This is a genomic window from Methylocystis sp. Uni0008, assembly GCF_056838045.1.
The window spans coordinates 3,358,750-3,374,291 of the sequence record NZ_CM166370.1 but is presented as its reverse complement, the minus strand read 5'-3'; the positions used below and the strand labels follow the sequence as shown (position 1 = coordinate 3,374,291).

General features: G+C 64.2%; 19 protein-coding genes. 9 read left to right on the top strand and 10 right to left on the bottom strand.

Annotation, left to right across the window (positions count from 1 at the left end; all coding sequences use genetic code 11):
- Window positions 1-15 precede the first annotated feature (15 nt).
- Both AC0X69_RS16830 and AC0X69_RS16825 read right to left on the bottom strand, forming a co-directional pair.
- Entirely contained in the window at window positions 16-1,089 is a 1,074-nt protein-coding gene (locus AC0X69_RS16830; RefSeq protein WP_482613425.1) for a lysine-2,3-aminomutase-like protein, read from the bottom strand.
- A gap of 197 nt (window positions 1,090-1,286) precedes the next feature.
- Window positions 1,287-2,525: an argininosuccinate synthase gene (locus tag AC0X69_RS16825; protein ID WP_482609020.1), complete on the bottom strand. Its 1,239-nt coding sequence runs from the start codon at window positions 2,523-2,525 to the stop codon at window positions 1,287-1,289.
- Window positions 2,526-2,630: 105 nt separating this feature from the next.
- On the opposite strand from AC0X69_RS16825, the gene AC0X69_RS16820 reads away from it, so the two are divergent.
- Genes AC0X69_RS16820 through AC0X69_RS16805 form a run of 4 tightly spaced genes read left to right on the top strand, consistent with a single transcriptional unit; the run spans window position 2,631 to window position 4,996 of the window.
- The gene (locus AC0X69_RS16820; RefSeq protein ID WP_482609018.1) at window positions 2,631-3,116 is read left to right on the top strand and encodes a hypothetical protein; all 486 of its coding nucleotides are present in this window, start codon (window positions 2,631-2,633) and stop codon (window positions 3,114-3,116) included.
- Window positions 3,117-3,156: 40 nt separating this feature from the next.
- Window positions 3,157-3,588, top strand: a complete 432-nt coding sequence (locus AC0X69_RS16815; protein WP_482613424.1) for a transcriptional repressor — start codon at window positions 3,157-3,159, stop codon at window positions 3,586-3,588.
- A gap of 2 nt (window positions 3,589-3,590) precedes the next feature.
- Window positions 3,591-4,388, top strand: a complete 798-nt coding sequence (locus AC0X69_RS16810; protein ID WP_482609016.1) for a TPM domain-containing protein — start codon at window positions 3,591-3,593, stop codon at window positions 4,386-4,388.
- Window positions 4,388-4,996, top strand: a complete 609-nt coding sequence (locus AC0X69_RS16805; protein ID WP_482609014.1) for a TPM domain-containing protein — start codon at window positions 4,388-4,390, stop codon at window positions 4,994-4,996. The genes AC0X69_RS16810 and AC0X69_RS16805 overlap by 1 nt, the downstream gene beginning before the upstream one ends.
- A gap of 50 nt (window positions 4,997-5,046) precedes the next feature.
- Here AC0X69_RS16805 and purD read toward each other — a convergent pair whose 3' ends face one another.
- Entirely contained in the window at window positions 5,047-6,327 is a 1,281-nt protein-coding gene (purD, locus tag AC0X69_RS16800) for a phosphoribosylamine--glycine ligase (RefSeq protein WP_482609012.1), read from the bottom strand.
- Window positions 6,328-6,471: 144 nt separating this feature from the next.
- Between purD and AC0X69_RS16795 the strand changes: the two genes are divergently transcribed.
- On the top strand, window positions 6,472-7,155 hold the full coding sequence (locus AC0X69_RS16795; RefSeq protein WP_482609010.1) for a hypothetical protein: 684 nt from the start codon (window positions 6,472-6,474) through the stop codon (window positions 7,153-7,155).
- Between the two features lie 129 nt (window positions 7,156-7,284).
- A complete protein-coding gene (gene ettA / locus AC0X69_RS16790) occupies window positions 7,285-8,937 on the top strand; it encodes an energy-dependent translational throttle protein EttA (protein ID WP_482609008.1) in 1,653 nt (550 codons plus the stop codon).
- 117 nt (window positions 8,938-9,054) lie between these two features.
- On the opposite strand, the gene AC0X69_RS16785 is transcribed toward ettA, so the two are convergent.
- The 3 genes from AC0X69_RS16785 to AC0X69_RS16775 all read right to left on the bottom strand — a co-directional run bounded on the left by AC0X69_RS16785 (window position 9,055) and on the right by AC0X69_RS16775 (window position 10,145).
- Entirely contained in the window at window positions 9,055-9,438 is a 384-nt protein-coding gene (locus AC0X69_RS16785; protein WP_482609006.1) for a type II toxin-antitoxin system VapC family toxin, read from the bottom strand.
- Between the two features lie 29 nt (window positions 9,439-9,467).
- Complete coding sequence (locus tag AC0X69_RS16780) at window positions 9,468-9,740, bottom strand: AbrB/MazE/SpoVT family DNA-binding domain-containing protein (RefSeq protein ID WP_482609004.1); 273 nt, start codon at window positions 9,738-9,740, stop codon at window positions 9,468-9,470.
- Between the two features lie 75 nt (window positions 9,741-9,815).
- Window positions 9,816-10,145 carry a DUF3175 domain-containing protein gene (locus AC0X69_RS16775; protein ID WP_482609002.1) on the bottom strand — a complete coding sequence of 110 codons (330 nt, stop codon included), beginning with the start codon at window positions 10,143-10,145 and terminating at the stop codon, window positions 9,816-9,818.
- 137 nt (window positions 10,146-10,282) lie between these two features.
- Here AC0X69_RS16775 and AC0X69_RS16770 point away from each other — a divergent pair, with 137 nt between their 5' ends.
- Window positions 10,283-10,780, top strand: coding sequence for a transglycosylase SLT domain-containing protein (locus AC0X69_RS16770; RefSeq protein ID WP_482609000.1), 498 nt, complete (start codon window positions 10,283-10,285; stop codon window positions 10,778-10,780).
- Window positions 10,781-10,785: 5 nt separating this feature from the next.
- Here AC0X69_RS16770 and lptA read toward each other — a convergent pair whose 3' ends face one another.
- The 3 genes from lptA to AC0X69_RS16755 are packed head-to-tail and all read right to left on the bottom strand — an operon-like array spanning window position 10,786 to window position 12,686.
- On the bottom strand, window positions 10,786-11,316 hold the full coding sequence (gene lptA / locus AC0X69_RS16765) for a lipopolysaccharide transport periplasmic protein LptA (protein ID WP_482608998.1): 531 nt from the start codon (window positions 11,314-11,316) through the stop codon (window positions 10,786-10,788).
- Window positions 11,317-12,021, bottom strand: a complete 705-nt coding sequence (lptC, locus tag AC0X69_RS16760; protein WP_482608996.1) for an LPS export ABC transporter periplasmic protein LptC — start codon at window positions 12,019-12,021, stop codon at window positions 11,317-11,319.
- Window positions 12,022-12,071: 50 nt separating this feature from the next.
- Window positions 12,072-12,686 carry a ribonuclease D gene (locus AC0X69_RS16755; RefSeq protein WP_482608994.1) on the bottom strand — a complete coding sequence of 205 codons (615 nt, stop codon included), beginning with the start codon at window positions 12,684-12,686 and terminating at the stop codon, window positions 12,072-12,074.
- Between the two features lie 154 nt (window positions 12,687-12,840).
- On the opposite strand from AC0X69_RS16755, the gene AC0X69_RS16750 reads away from it, so the two are divergent.
- Together AC0X69_RS16750 and AC0X69_RS16745 are read left to right on the top strand one after the other, a co-directional pair.
- Entirely contained in the window at window positions 12,841-13,041 is a 201-nt protein-coding gene (locus AC0X69_RS16750) for a hypothetical protein (RefSeq protein WP_482608992.1), read from the top strand.
- A 73-nt stretch (window positions 13,042-13,114) separates the two neighbouring features.
- Complete coding sequence (locus AC0X69_RS16745) at window positions 13,115-14,347, top strand: AI-2E family transporter (RefSeq protein ID WP_482608990.1); 1,233 nt, start codon at window positions 13,115-13,117, stop codon at window positions 14,345-14,347.
- On the opposite strand, the gene AC0X69_RS16740 is transcribed toward AC0X69_RS16745, so the two are convergent.
- Complete coding sequence (locus tag AC0X69_RS16740; RefSeq protein ID WP_482608988.1) at window positions 14,315-15,490, bottom strand: lytic murein transglycosylase; 1,176 nt, start codon at window positions 15,488-15,490, stop codon at window positions 14,315-14,317. The two genes, AC0X69_RS16745 and AC0X69_RS16740, sit on opposite strands and share 33 nt — an antisense overlap.
- Window positions 15,491-15,542 lie beyond the last annotated feature (52 nt).

Genomic DNA, 15,542 nt, shown 5'->3' with positions numbered 1-15,542 from the left:
GCGCGCGGCGAAAGATCAATCTTGCGGCGGGTCGAGGTCGTCGCGGTATGACCGCTTCTCGCCATTACGATCGACGACGGTCCACCCGCCCTGCCCGTCCGGCGCGGCGGCCCCCTCGGCGACGCGCGCCTTACCGAAGCCGCCGGGGATGTCGAGCACATAGGCCGGCAGCGCGACGCTGGTCACCCGACGCGAAAGCTCCGCGTAAATTCGCCTGCCCGCCGCGAGGCTGAGCCGAAAATGCGCGGTTCCCGGCGCGAGATCTGGATGGTGCAGATAATAGGGCCGAACGCCGAGACTCGCCAAATCGCGCATCAGGCGCTCCAGGACGTCGGCGCTGTCGTTGACGCCCTTGAGCAGCACGGTCTGCGAGAGGAGGATCGCGCCTGCCTCACGCAAGCGTGCGATCGCCGCGCGCGCCGAGCGGGTGAGTTCGCGCGCGTGATTGACATGCAAGGCGACGAACAGCGTCTTGCCGCTCTCGCGGAGCGCCGCGAGACGATCCTGCGTCACAAGTTCTGGAGCGACCGTCGGCGCGCGCGTGTGAACGCGCAGCAAGGTGACGTGCGGGATCTCAGCAAGCCGGCGCGACACGCCGTGGAGCCGGCGCGCAGACAGGATCAAGGGATCGCCGCCGGTGAGGATCACTTCGAAAATCTGCGGTCGCCGCGCGACGTAGTCGAGCGCCGCCTCGACGTCGCGCTCAGCCAGCAGATCGCCCTTGCCGCGTCCCACCGTCTCGCGCCGGAAACAGAAGCGGCAATAGACGGGGCAAACCGACAGGAGCTTCAGAAGCACGCGATCGGGATAGCGATGGACGAGCCCCGGCAGCGGCGAATGCGCGTCATCGCCGATCGGATCGGCAAGCTCCTGCGGCCTGGTAACGGCCTCGCGGACGTCAGGGATAAACTGTCGCGCGATCGGATCGTTCGGGTCGTCGCGGTCGATCATCGCCGCGATTTCCGGCGTGACCGCGATGCTGTAGCGCGTGGCGACGTCAGCGAGATTCGGGGCGCTGCTTTCCACGAGGAGGCCCGCAGCAACGAGGTCGTGGAGTGAAACGAGCGTGGGCGAGCTGTCTCGATTCAGTGGAGCCGCGGCTTGATCTGGGGGCGAACTTTCCGCCACAGCGCGATCGCACTTTCTCCCGCGAAGCGGGGGAGAGTTGGAGAGGGGGCGATAGGATTTGCGCTCGGCCCGAATTTATGCCCCCTCCCTTGCCCTCCCCCGCTTCGCGGGAGAGGGAGGCGTCAGCCGATCCGCCAGATAAAACCTGACTGCGTCTGCTATTGCTTCGCCCCCCGCGCGGCGCGCTTGGCCAGCGTGCGCAGCCGCAAGGCGTTCAGCTTGATGAAGCCTTCGGCGTCGCGCTGGTCGTAGGTTCCGCCTTCCTCGAAGGTGACGAGGTCCTGATCGTAAAGCGACCAGGGGCTCTCGCGGCCGACAAGCGTCGCCGAACCCTTGTAGAGCTTGAGGCGCACCCGTCCCGTGACATGCTCCTGGCTCTTGTCGATCGCGGCCTGCAGCATCTCGCGCTCCGGCGAGAACCAAAATCCATTGTAGATGAGTTCGGCGTAGCGCGGCATCAGCTCGTCTTTGAGGTGCGCCGCGCCGCGGTCGAGCGTGAGGCTCTCGATTCCCCGGTGCGCGACGAGCAGAATCGCGCCGCCAGGCGTCTCATACATGCCGCGCGACTTCATGCCGACGAAGCGGTTTTCGACGAGATCAAGGCGCCCGATCCCGTGAAGGCGACCGAGATGGTTGAGCTTGGCGAGAAGCGCCGCGGGAGAGAGTTTGACGCCGTCCACTGCGACCGCATCGCCCTTCTCGAAATCGATCGTGACATATTGCGGCGTATCGGGCGCATCCTCCGGATTGCCCGTGCGCGAATAGACGTAATCCGGCGTCTCCTGGCTCGGGTCTTCGAGCACCTTCCCTTCCGAGGAAGTGTGCAGAAGATTGGCGTCCGTCGAGAACGGCGCTTCGCCACGCTTGTCCTTCGCTATCGGTATCTGGTTCTTTTCGGCGAAGGCGATGAGATCGGCGCGCGAGACGAACGTCCATTCCCGCCAGGGCGCAATGACCGTGATGTCCGGGTCGAGCGCGTAATAGCCAAGTTCGAATCGCACCTGATCGTTGCCTTTGCCGGTCGCGCCGTGACAGACCGCGTCGGCGCCCATTTTGTGCGCGATCTCGATCTGCTTCTTGGCGATGAGCGGACGAGCGATCGAGGTGCCGAGAAGATAAAGTCCCTCGTATTGAGCGTTGGCCCGAAACATCGGGAACACATAGTCGCGCACGAATTCTTCGCGCAGATCCTCGATGAAGATGTTTTCAGGCTTGACGCCGAGCAGCAGCGCCTTCGCGCGGGCGGGCTCGAGCTCTTCGCCCTGTCCGAGATCGGCCGTGAAGGTGATGACTTCCGCGCCATATGTCGTCTGCAGCCATTTCAGAATGATGGAGGTGTCGAGCCCTCCGGAATAGGCGAGGACGACGCGTTTGATTTCTTTTTTCGGGCGGTTCATTTTCGGCTCTGGCTCGGCGGGAAGCGATTGCGCGCGGACTATAGGCGCCGCGCGCGCGAGCGCAAGGCGGCGCGACGTCCGCACGCTTGCGCAGGGAGAAATGGCGTGCAGCGAACATTCGCCCTAGCGGGCGTCCTTTCTGTCCTGGCGCTGTCGGATCTCTGCGCGCAGACCGACCAGCGGGTCTGGACGCTCGGCGGGCTGGAGGAAAAAGACGCCGACAGCATCTATCTCGGCTATGGCGTGCCGGAGACCGACGACAGCCTGGGCAGCTTTACCTGCGCGCCGGGGAGCGGCGTGGTCAAAATCTGGATCGCGGAAACCAGCGCGAAGCTGAAAGCTGGCGATAAGGCCGCCGTGATCCTCTCGGTCGGCGAGAAGTCGGCGAAGGTCGCCGGCAAGCTGGTCCCCAATGAAGAAGCGGGCGCGCCGAGCTTCGAAGGGCGGCTACCCGCCAAGGACCCGATTTTCGCGGCCATGGCCGGCGGGCAAACGCTCGACGTCGCGATCGGCGAGGCAAAGCGCTCGGCGCCGCTCGCCGACGCCTCGGAGAAGTTTAAGAAATTCGCCGCAGCCTGCGCCAAGCGCTGAAGCCTCGTTTTTTGTGTCGGAGCAGCCTAAATTGACGTCAATGAGTAGCCGCACGACGAAAAACGCCACACGGCCCAAGGTCGCGGGTCTGACGCCTGCGCGCCGTCGGGCGCTCGACATTCTCACGGAAGCGAATCGGCCGGTCGGCGCATACGAGATGATCGACCTTATGGCCGACGAAGAGGGCAAGCGCCCCGCGCCGGTGTCGGTCTATCGCGCGCTCGGCTATCTGATGGACAATGGCCTCGCGCACCGACTCGCCTCGCAAAACGCCTACATCGTCTGCGGCCACGCGCATGAGGCGGAGGAGCCGGTCGTTTTCATCATTTGCGAGCAATGCGGCGAGGTGAAGGAGGCGACGTCTCCTGGGTTTGCGCGCGAACTCGCGGCTCTTGTCGGAGCGGCGGATTTCAGCGCCCGGACGCGCGTCGTCGAAATCGCAGGGCGTTGCGCCCGTTGCGCGGGCAAATAGCGATGCGGGGCGCCGCGCGCTGGCTCGCGCCGCTCTACCTTTTTCTCCTCGCCTCTCTTGCCTTTGCGGCGCCCAGCTACCCGCCGCTGACCGGTCGAATCGTCGATCAGGCGGACATCATTCCGCCGTCGACGAGAAGCGCGATCGAGACGAAGCTGAAGGATCTCGAGGACAAATCCGGCATTCAGCTCGTCGTCGCCTCGGTCAATTCGCTCGACGGCCTGGACGTCGAGACCTACGCCAACGGCCTGTTCCGCGCCTGGAAGCTTGGAGAGGCGAAGAAGAACAACGGCGTTCTGTTTGTCGTCGCGCCGCACGAACGCAAGATGCGCATTGAAGTGGGCTATGGCCTCGAAGGCACGCTCACCGACGCGCTGTCGAAGATCATTCTGACGAGCGCGGTGGCGCCGCGCTTCAAGGCGGGAGACTATGGCGCAGGCGTCGAACGCGGCGTCGAGGGAATCATCGAGGTGCTCTCGGGCGATTCCGCCGAATGGACGAAGCGGGCGCGCGGCCCCCAGCCCACCGCTTTCGATCAGCTTTTCCCGCTTATCTTTTTTGCGCTGCTTCTCTTCATCTTCATCTGGATGGCGCGCAGCGCGCGGGGGCGCCCGGCCAACTACCGGCGCTACAGACGCGGCGCGCCGCCCATTATCGTACTGCCCCCCAGTGGCGGCTACTGGGGCGACGATTCCTGGGGCGGCGGCGGTTGGAGCGGCGGCGGGGGGTGGAACGACGGCGGCGGGTTCTCGGGCGGCGGCGGCTCGTCAGGCGGCGGCGGCGCTTCGGGGGACTGGTGATGCAGCTCACCGCCCAAGATATCGAGCGCATCGCCGAAACGATCCGCCGCGCCGAAGAGACAACGTCCGGCGAAATCGTCTGCGTGCTGGCGCGGCGCTCTTCCGATTACGCTTACGTGCCGCCGCTCTGGGGCGCGTTTGTGGCGCTGGCGTCGCCCTGGCCCATGCTGCTTTTCACCGATCTTTCGAGCCGCGAAATTTTTGCGGCGCAGATCGCGATCTTCATCGTCGCGACGCTCTTCGTGTCATGGGGACCCGTACGCTTCCTTCTGACGCCGCGCGCGGTCAAGCGCGCACGGGCCGCACGGGCGGCGATCGAGCAATTCCTCTCGCGCGGCGTGTCCGCCACCAAAGGCCGCACCGGCGTGCTGATCTTCGTCTCCTGCGCCGAGCGCTACGCCCGCATTGTCGCGGATGACGCGATCGCCGCCAAGATCGCCAACGAAGAGTGGCAGGCCGCGCTCGATCCGCTGCTGCAGGACCTGCGACAGGAAAAGGTCGCGGACGGCTTTGTCGCGGCGATAGAAGAATGCGCGCGCCTTCTGGCGCACCATGCGCCGCCAGGCGAAAACGGCGACGAACTGCCCGACAAGATCTATGTGATCTAGCTCTTAATTTATGTGATCTAGCTCTGGCGTTGCGACGGAGCTGACTGCGGCTAGCGCGACTTTTCCCGCGCGACTTCGCGCCAGCCGATATCGCGCCGGCAAAAGCCGCCGGGCCAGTCTATGAGATCGACGGCCGCGTAAGCGCGCATCTGCGCTTCAGCGACGCTTTCGCCCAGCGCCGTGACATTGAGCACGCGCCCCCCCGCGGCCAGGAGGCGCCCATTTTCCTCGCGCGTGCCTGCGTGGGTGATGATGACGCCCTCGACGGACTGCGCGCGCTCCACGTTCCGAATTTCCGAGCCGGTCATCGGCGTTCCCGGATAATTTTTCGCCGCGAGCACCACCGTGAGCGCCGCAAGCGCGGAGAACCGCGGCCGCTCCCGCGGCAGATCGCCGCGCGCCGCGCCAAGCATCAGCGCGAGTAGATCATCCTCAAGACGCGGCAGGACGACCTGCGCCTCTGGATCGCCGAAACGACAATTGTATTCGATGAGCTTTGGCCCGTCCTTCGTCAGCATCAGTCCGGCGTAAAGGACTCCTCTGAAAGGCGCGCCTTTTTCGCGCATGGCGCGCATCGTCGGCTCGATGATTTCGGCCATGACGCGCGCTTCCACTTCCGGCGTCACCACTGACGCCGGCGAATAGGCGCCCATCCCGCCCGTGTTTGGTCCCGTGTCGCCATCGCCGACCCGCTTGTGATCCTGCGCCGTAGCGAACGGCAGCGCCCGAACGCCGTCGCAAAGGGCAAAGAACGACGCCTCTTCGCCCTCGAGATATTCCTCGATCACCACCTCGGCGCCTGACAGGCCGAAGGCGCCGGCGAACATCGCCTGCACGGCGCGCTCAGCTTCCGCTAGCGTCTCGGCGACGACCACGCCTTTGCCGGCGGCAAGACCATCGGCCTTGACGACGATGGGCGCGGCGTTCTCGCGCAGGTAGAGCAGCGCCGGCTCAAGCGCCGCGAAGCGCGCATAGCGCGCGGTGGGGATCGCGTAGTCGCGACAGAGATCCTTTGTGAACCCTTTGGAGCCTTCGAGCTGAGCCGCGGCCTTCGTCGGACCGAAGGCCAGAATGTCATGCTTCGCCAGTTCGTCGACGAGGCCGCCGATCAGCGGCTGCTCGGGTCCGATGACCACGAGCGCAATTCCGGCGTCACGACAGAACTCGATCACCGCGGGGTGGTTGCCGGCGTCGAAATCGACATTATCTCCAACACGCGCAGCGCCAGGATTTCCAGGCGCGATATAGAGCCGCTTCAGCAGCGGGCTTTTCCTTAGCGCATTGCCGATCGCGTGTTCGCGGCCGCCAGATCCGATCAAGAGAACATTCATATCGCTGCGCTCGCCCGATTGCCTCGTTTCCGCTTCTTGTACGCGGGAGCGCGAAAAGGCAATCTGTCCCGGAAATGCTGGGCTTGCCCTGTGCGTAAGCGCCGCTAGCTAGCCGACGGGGGGCTTGCGGCCGGAGTATCCCACATGTCGATTACCCGAGACATCACATCGCATGAAAATGCGGTCGCTTATGGCGGCCTTATCGACGCCATAGGGGGCGTCGCCACGATCGTACTTGTGATTTGCGGTCTGGTTGGAATTTCGCCTCCCATGATGGTCGCCATCGCGACGATCGTGTTTGGCGTGGCGCTTCTGATTCAGGGCGGCGCAATGCTGTCCGAATATGCGCAGATCGTGTTTCCCGGCGGCGTTCGGAGCGCCATGCCGGAACAGATGGGCGGCAACAGCCTCGCGCTTGTCTTCCTCGTCGGCGCAGTCGGCATCGTGCTTGGCGTCCTTTCGCTCCTTGGAATCAACGCCGCGATCCTGTCGCCGATCGCCGTGATCGGATTTGGCACCGCTCTGCTTCTGAGCAGCAACGCGGTGTGGCGCCTCTATGTGCTGCGGCGCAATTCCGCGCTGATGGATACCTCGGTTGCACAGTCCCAACACGTCGGCGCGGAAATGCTCGCGAGCGAAATGGCGTCGGGTTCGGCTGGCATTCAGGCGCTCGCGGGATTGGCCGCGATCGTCCTCGGCATTCTGGCGCTGGCCGGGAGCCCTGCCGATCTGACGCTGAATCTCGTCGCGCTGCTGGCGCTCGGCGCCACGCTCGTGCTCACCGGAAGCACCCTCAGCGCTACGGTTTTGAGCTTCATGCGAACCTGAGGAACGCCTCCGAAATGCCCCCGGCCGCCCGCCGGGGGTATTTTTATGCGCGGCCCAAGGCGCAAACGGCTTCCCTCGCGCAGTGAAAATGCTCTAAAGACAGCGCCAATTCCATCGTTGTGAGGCGATATGGCGCGCCAGTTCATCTATCACATGCAGGGCCTGACCAAGACCTACCCGGGCGGCAAGAAGGTCCTGGAGAACATCAATCTGTCCTTTTATCCCGACGCGAAGATCGGCGTTCTCGGCGTCAACGGCGCGGGCAAGTCGACTCTGCTGCGCATCATGGCCGGCATCGATAAGGAATATACGGGCGAAGGCTTCGTCGCCGAGGGCGCGCGGGTCGGCTACCTGCCGCAGGAGCCGCACCTTGATCCGCAGCTCGACGTGCGCGGCAATGTGATGCTTGGCGTCGCCGAAAAGAAGGCGATCCTCGACCGCTACAACGATCTCGCCATGAATTATTCGGACGAGACCGCCGATGAAATGACGAAACTGCAGGACGAGATCGAAGCCAAGAGCCTGTGGGACTTGGACAGTCAGGTCGACCAGGCGATGGACGCGCTCGGCTGTCCCCCTGACGACGCAGACGTCACCAAGCTTTCCGGCGGCGAGCGGCGTCGCGTGGCACTGTGCAAGCTGCTGCTCGAACAGCCCGAAATGCTGCTGCTCGACGAGCCAACGAACCATCTCGACGCCGAGACGGTGAACTGGCTCGAGGGGCATCTGCGGGCTTATCCGGGCGCGATCCTGATCGTCACCCACGACCGCTACTTCCTCGACAATGTCACGGGCTGGATACTGGAGCTCGATCGCGGCCGCGGGATCCCCTACGAGGGCAATTACACCAGCTGGCTGAAGCAGAAGCAGAAGCGACTCGCGCAGGAATCTTCCGAGGACAAGGCGCGCCAGCGCGCGCTCGAAGCGGAGAGCGAGTGGATTGCCGCTTCGCCGAAGGCGCGACAGGCGAAGAGCAAAGCGCGCATTCAGCGCTATGAGGAGCTCGTCGCCAAGCAGAACGAAAAGGCGCCGACGACCGCACAGATCATCATTCCGGTCGCGGAGCGCCTCGGCGCGAATGTCATCGACTTCGATCATCTGTCGAAAGGGTATGGCGACAAGCTGCTGATCGACGATCTCTCCTTCAAACTGCCGCCAGGCGGCATCGTCGGCGTGATCGGACCCAACGGCGCCGGCAAGACCACGCTCTTTCGCATGATCACCGGTCAAGAGAAGCCCGACAGCGGCGCGATCGAGATCGGCGAGAGCGTGCAGCTTGGCTACGTCGACCAGTCGCGCGACGCGCTGCACGCCAACAAGACCGTCTGGGAGGAGATCTCGGACGGCAATGAGGTGATCTATCTCGGCAAGCGCGAGATCAACTCCCGCGCCTATTGTTCGGCCTTCAACTTCAAGGGCGCCGATCAGCAGAAGAAAGTCGGACAGCTCTCAGGCGGCGAACGCAACCGGGTGCATCTCGCGAAGATGCTCAAGAGCGGCGCCAATGTGCTGCTGCTCGACGAGCCGACGAACGATCTCGACGTCGAGACGCTGCGCGCGCTGGAAGAGGCGCTTGTCGATTTCGCCGGCTGCGCCGTCATCATCTCCCACGATCGCTTTTTCCTCGATCGCATCGCCACGCATATTCTCGCCTATGAAGGCGACAGCCATGTCGAATGGTTCGAGGGAAATTTCGCCGATTACGAGGAAGACAAGAAGCGGCGGCTGGGCGTCGACAGCGTCATCCCGCACCGTCTGAAATATAAGAAATTCACGCGGTGATGGGGCTGTCGGAAGAGGCCGCCGACAGCATCGAAACACAACTGCGACCAGGAATATTCAATACTTCACTTGCGTCCGTCCATTCCGTCATAAAGGAGGGCTCGCCGTCGATCCCACCTATTTGGCAACTGGCTCGCCTGCTCCCATCAAGTCCACTTCCGGAAAATAGGTCCGGTACCGCCCCAAATCCCGCGTCAGAATCGGCGCGCCGAGCACGCTCGCCTGTGCGCCTATGAAGAAATCAGCTAGCACATTCGTCTTCGAGCCGCCTTGACGCCGGTAATCGCGAAACGCTCGTCCCGCGCGCCAAAGCGCTTGTCGCGACATCGCGGAATGTTCAACCGCGAGTGCGTCAAGAAAATCGGAGCAATCCTCCTCGCTCGCAAAACCGGCCGACAGTTCCGCAAAGACCGCATCGACGATCAAAATTGCGCCGAGCGCCATCCTACGTTCGAACGCCAGGCGCGAAGCTTCAAACCAATCCGGATTGCGGGTCAGCAAGTCGATGAAAATATTCGTGTCGACAAGCGTCAATCGTCGCCTCGCAAGAGGCGCATCCACTCGTCCGTCGTCATCTCGAATTTCACGCCTTTGTGATCCAGCGTCGCTAGCGCCCGCTCGATTTTATTCCTTGCGGCCTGCAGCGCGGCGGCGTCAGGCAGCCGCTCCTCGCTGCGCTCCACCAACACGCCGCCTTCCGACCGCGCGCGCACGTTCACCCTGTCGCCCGGACGAATGCCAGCGGCTTCGCGGACAGCCTTCGGCAAGGTGACCTGGCCTTTAATAGTGACTTTCGTGCTCATGACGGCCAAAAAGTAATACTCTCTAAACAAGAGTAATACCCATCTGGACGAGACGTCAATAAAGCGGCGACGCGCTCAACTGGGCGCGCGTCCAAACGCCTTCCGCAGTTCATCCTTGGCCTGCTCCAGCACTTTTCGCCGCGCCTCGGGCAGGTTCTTGCCGGCCCTGTTGATGTAGAAAATCAGCATGGACATGGCGGAGCGAAACGGCGACGCCTTGCGCCGTTCGCTCTCTTCGGCCGACCGTTTCAGCGAGCGCGCGATCTTCGCCGGATCGTCCCAGGTGAACACGCCCTGCTCCAGATCAAGCGCATTGCTGTGGCGAGTCACCTCGCCGGACCAGTAAACAGCCGCGGCGTTTGCGCTTTTTGCTGCGCCGCGGCTTTTCGGCTGCTTTTGCGCCATCGCCGACCTCGTATCGGGGCAGCTAGTCGACAATCCCCGAAATTCAACGCGGCCCAAGCTTGGCCGCCACGAATTCGCCATCTGCGCATGGCGCATTCCCAACTGGGAAACGTGTAGCCAAAGAGGGATTGGGCGGAATGAAACTGTTCGGGTGTGTCGGCGCCTGCGCCGTTCTGAGCGGGCTGGCGCTTGCCGGCTGTGCGCCGCAGGAGTCGCCGGTCGCGTCCGCTCCCGCGGCTTACGAAGAGGCCGCGAAGCCGACCGAACTGACCGGCCAGGATGCGCTTCACGCCCGGATCGCTCACTACGCCCGCGTCTACGATATTCCCGAGTCCCTCATTCACCGCTCCATCCGCCGCGAGAGCAATTACAATCCCAGCGCCCGGCACGGACCCTATTGGGGGCTGATGCAGATCCGTCACGATACGGCGCGCCACATGGGCTATCAGGGCCCGGCAAGCGGGCTTCTCGACGCCGACACCAATCTCGCCTTCGCGGTGCCTTACCTCGCCAACGCCTATAAGGTAAGCGGCGGCAATGAAGCGCGGGCCATCAGACTTTACGCCGGCGGCTACTATTATGAAGCCAAGCGCAAGCACCTGCTCGATCAGCTTGTGACCTCAGCCGCGCAGTAGAAGCGCTACTGGCTTTTCGGGGTGAAGGTGCTGCGCACGCGACCGCCCTGAGCCCCGCCGCCCTGAACGGTCGCCATGCCCGTCGCGACGTCATAGACGAGCCTCTCGCCCTTCACGATATTCTCGCCCTGGGTGAGCGTCACATTGCCTGTGAGATAGACCTTGTTTTCGGCCTTGTCGTAGCTGCCGCGATCGCCCGTGCCGATCTGGTCCTTGGAAACGAGCGTCACCGGACCTTCGACATCGATGTGTTTGACGCGCTCATTGGTTGTCGCCGCGGGCTGGCCGCTGCCCTTGCCTTCGAGAAAGATGATCAGGCGGGCGGCTTTGAGCGTCGACGGCCCCTGCGTGACGATCACGCTGCCCGAATAGATCAGCTTCTGCTCCTTCTCGAAATAATCGAGCTTGCCGGCGTCGATGTTGAGCGGATCCTTGGCGGAGGCGCCGGGCAGAATGCCGCCCGAACGGCCGGCGGCGCTTGCGGGCGTCGTCGTGACGAGGGCGGCGAGGAGAAGAACGAAGACGTGACGGCGCATTTATTCCTTGGCGGCTGCGCCCGGCGTTTGCGGGGGCGCTTCGCCCTCACCGTATAGCACCGAATGGACGCCGCCCGCGAAAGTCGCGCGCCTCTCTTTTTGGGAGAATTCGACCGATTGCGCGGTGACCTCGCCGCCGTCGATCTTCAACAGCACCGGCTTGTCGGAGGTCATCACGCTGGATTTGAAATCCATCACGGCCGATTCGAGCTTCATGTCGAAGTTCTTGTCGTCGCGGATGTTGACGCCGCCGATCATGTCCGCGTGATCGGCCTTCCGGTTGTAAACGCCCTTCTCCGCTGAAAGAACGATCGAATTGTCCTTGGTGTTCTCGACCCGGACCTCGAGCTGCTCGAGTTCGAAGATTTCGGGCTTCGCCAGATCCTGCATGCCCACGACCGCGCGCACCTCATAGGGGCGCCCGTCCTTCCGATAGCCGACGAGTTTGGGGCTCTCGATGACGATGCGCGAGCCCTTGAGCGCCACGCGCGCCAGGCTCAAATCGGCGGGCAGAAAGCGCAGCGAGCTGATGAGCAGGCCGAGGCCGACGATTCCGACGACGCCGCCCGCCCCCCACAGGATCCAGCGACGCAGCCGCGTGACCCGCGCCGTATGGCGCAGAGCCTCCGGGAAGGCGGTTTGGCGCGGCGCAACAAGGGCGCCGAGGCGATCGCGTGCGTTGGGCGTCGGGAACACGTCGGTCATGCCGAGATCATGCGGCGCGCAGGTGGCGAATTCGAGGCGAAGCCAGAGCCTTATTCATGAGCGAAAATATCGGTCTCCGGCCAGCCGGCGAGGTCGAGCCGGGCGCGCGTGGGCAGGAACTCGAAACAGGCCTGCGCCAACTCGGCGCGGCCCTCGCGCGCCAGCATGGCGTCGAGCCTGTCCTTGAGCTGATGCAGATAGAGGACGTCTGAGGCCGCATAGGCCTGCTGCGCGTCGGAGAGAACGGGCGCGCCCCAGTCTGACGACTGCTGCTGCTTGGAAATCTCGACGCCGAGCAGCTCCCGCACGAGGTCCTTCAGGCCATGCCGGTCGGTATAGGAGCGGGCGAGCTTGGAGGCGATCTTGGTGCAATAGACCGGCGCGGGAACGAAGCCGAAGGTCTTGGCCAATATGCCGATGTCAAAGCGGGCGAAGTGGAAGAGTTTCAGAACCCCCGGGTCGGCGAGCAGGCGCTCCAGATTGGGGGCGCGCGTCTGACCCTTGGCGAACTGGACCAGTTCGGCGTTGCCGTCGCCGAATGAGAGCTGCGCCACGCACAGACGGTCGCGATGCGGATTAAGGCCAAGGGTCTCGGTGTCGATCGCCACGATGGCGCCAGCGCTGATCCCCTCGGGGAGATCGCCCTGGTGAAGGCGGATGGTCATGCGGCTCGAATCGTTCGATATGGAGCGGACAGTCTATCGCAGAATGCGCAAGGCTTGTCGAAGCGCGGCCGGCCCTGCGTCGCGCCCACACGTGAATCATGCTAAGCGTCGGTTGGGCCTTGGCCGGGGGACCGTCTGGCCCAGGGAGTAGCCCATGCGTTACCTTCTTGCGGCGATTATCGCCTTGGCAATGGCCGCGCCGGCGGCGGCCTCATCGGCAAAGTCCAGCGGCGGCAAATCCGTTTCGGCGTCAAAGTCCGACCAGGCGAACAGATCCGGCAAGCGCAATCGGCAGAACGCCGATTCCAAGGGGCTTGGCGGCATTCATCCGTTGGTCGGAAGCGGCGACTATTAGACAGCAAGCCGAGCAGTAGCGCTCCGGGCGTTCCCGCACAAGCCGGAGCGGCGCGGCGACGCGCAAAGTTCTCTTGTCAGACGCCCGCCAAATCTTCACTCTATTGCGGCGCAATGTCGAAGAATGGCAAGGAACGCCGGTGATTGATCTGCCCAATGGACTTAACGGTTCCGACCGCCGCTTCAACGCGCTGGTCATCGAACTGGCGATCCGCCTGTTCGCGATCGGCGCGCTGATCTACTGGACCTTTATCATCATCCTGCCGTTCGCGGCGATCATCCTCTGGAGCGTCGTGCTCGCGGTGGCGCTCTATCCCATTTTCCGCGTGCTCGCCGAAATGTTGGGCGGCCGGCCGATCACAGCCGCCGTTCTGATGACGGCCGCCGGCCTCGTGCTGATCATCGGGCCGGTCACCTGGATGGCGGTCGGCGCGATCGATCCCATCAAGAGCATCGTCGCCGGCTTCGACAATGGCGACATCGCCATCCCGCCGCCGCCGGTCTCGATCAAGGATTGGCCCCTCGTCGGCGACCAGCTCTATTCCTTCTGGCTGCTGGCTTCGACCAATCTGCGCAGCGCCTTCACCCAGGTTCTGCCGCAGCTGAAGCCCGCCGGAGAATTCATGCTCGAGATGGCGAAGAGCGCCGGCGCGGGCACGCTCAAATTCCTTGTCTCCGTGCTGCTGATGGGCTTCATTCTCGCCGCCGCGCCGCAGATGCTCGCCGGCGCCCGGGCGCTGTCGCGCCGCATCGATCCGTCAAGCGGCGAGAAATTCGTCGATCTCGCGGGCGCGACGATCAACGCCGTTTCGCGCGGCGTGATGGGACTGTCGCTGCTGCAGGCGGTCGTCGGCGGCGTGGGCATGTATCTCGCCGACGTGCCGGGCGCGAGCCTGCTGACGATCGCCATTCTGGTCCTCGGCATCATCCAGATCGGCCCGCTGCTCGTCGTCGCGCCCGTCATTTTCTGGGCCTGGACGACTATGGCGTCGGGTCCCGCGCTGGCGCTGACGGTCTGCATGCTCTCCGTCAACTACATGGACAACGTGCTGAAGCCGTTCATCTTCGCGCATGGCCTGTCGACGCCGATCCCGGTGATCTTCGTCGGCGTCATCGGCGGCGTTCTCGCGCATGGAATCGCCGGCCTGTTTGCGGGGCCGGTGGTGCTCGCCGTCGTTTGGGAGCTGACGAAGGCCTGGATTGCCGACGACCTCAAAGCGGTCGAGGAAACGACCGCCATCGAGCCCGATTTCGACGTGGACACGCCGTCGGCCCTACCTTCCGCGCAAGGCGTTGAGAACCTTTAGGCTGGCGCGGCCGTTGCGCTGCAGGCCGGCGCGCGACTGAAAATCGGCGATCGCCTCTTTGGTCTTCGTCCCGATGACGCCATCCGAGTCGCCGACGTCGTATCCGCTGCGCGTCAGCAGCGCCTGCAATTCGCGGCGCTCGGCGCGCGACAGGCCCGGATCGTCGGTGGGCCACGGCGTCTGAATGCCCGGCCGGCCGCGCAGCATGTCGGACAGGACGCAGATCGCGAGCGCGTAGGATTCGGCGGCGTTATAGGCATAGATCGCATCGAAATTTCTCGTCACCAGGAACGCTGGTCCATTGCGCCCCGCCGGCAGCAGCAGCGCCGCCGCTCCCTCGCCGAGTCCGCCGCCGTCGAGGCGCGTTACTCCGTGCGACTGCCAGAAGCCCATCGGCTGGCGGCGCGTGCGTCCGGAAGGCCCCGAATAGCCGTCCGGCAGGCGCACCTCGAAGCCCCAGGGCATGCCGGACCGCCAGCCGCTCTTGCGCAGATAATTCGCCGTCGAGCCGAGCGAATCGGCCGCCGAACTGGCGATATTGCGGCGCCCATCGCCATCAAGATCGACGGCGGCGCCGAGGAAGGTCGACGGCATGAATTGCGTATGGCCGAAGGCCCCAGCCCAGGAGCCGTAGAACTCCTCCCCCGCGATATCGCCGCTGTCCAGGATTTTGAGCGCGGCGATGAATTCCTTGCGCCAGTACTCATTGCGGCGCGGCGCCTCGCAGGCCAGCGTCGCGAGGCTTTGAACGACCGGGCGCTTCCCGAAGCTCTTGCCGAAGTCGGATTCGACGCCCCAGACGGCGACGATGGTCGGCGCGTCAACGCCATAGCGGCTTTCGGCGGCGTGCAGCGCGCGCGCATGCTGGCGCAGCATCGAGCGCCCTTCCTGGACGCGCTCCTCGTCGACCAGCCCTGCCACATAGTCCCATACCGGCGTCGTGAACTCGGGCTGTTTGTCCATGAAGCTCACGGCGTCATTGGGCGCGAGCCCGTTCGTCGCCGACGCGATCGTTTGCTGGCTGACCCCGGCCCCGGCCGCGGCGGCGCGCAGCCCGGACAGGCAGCTCGACCATTCGGCGCGGGCGGGCGTCGCCGCAAACAGCAGCGCGGCGAGCGCCGAGAGGAGATGATTTGCCTTCATGCCGGTAATTCTACCGTAAGGACGCGGCTTTTTTGAGCCGCGCCGATCGTCA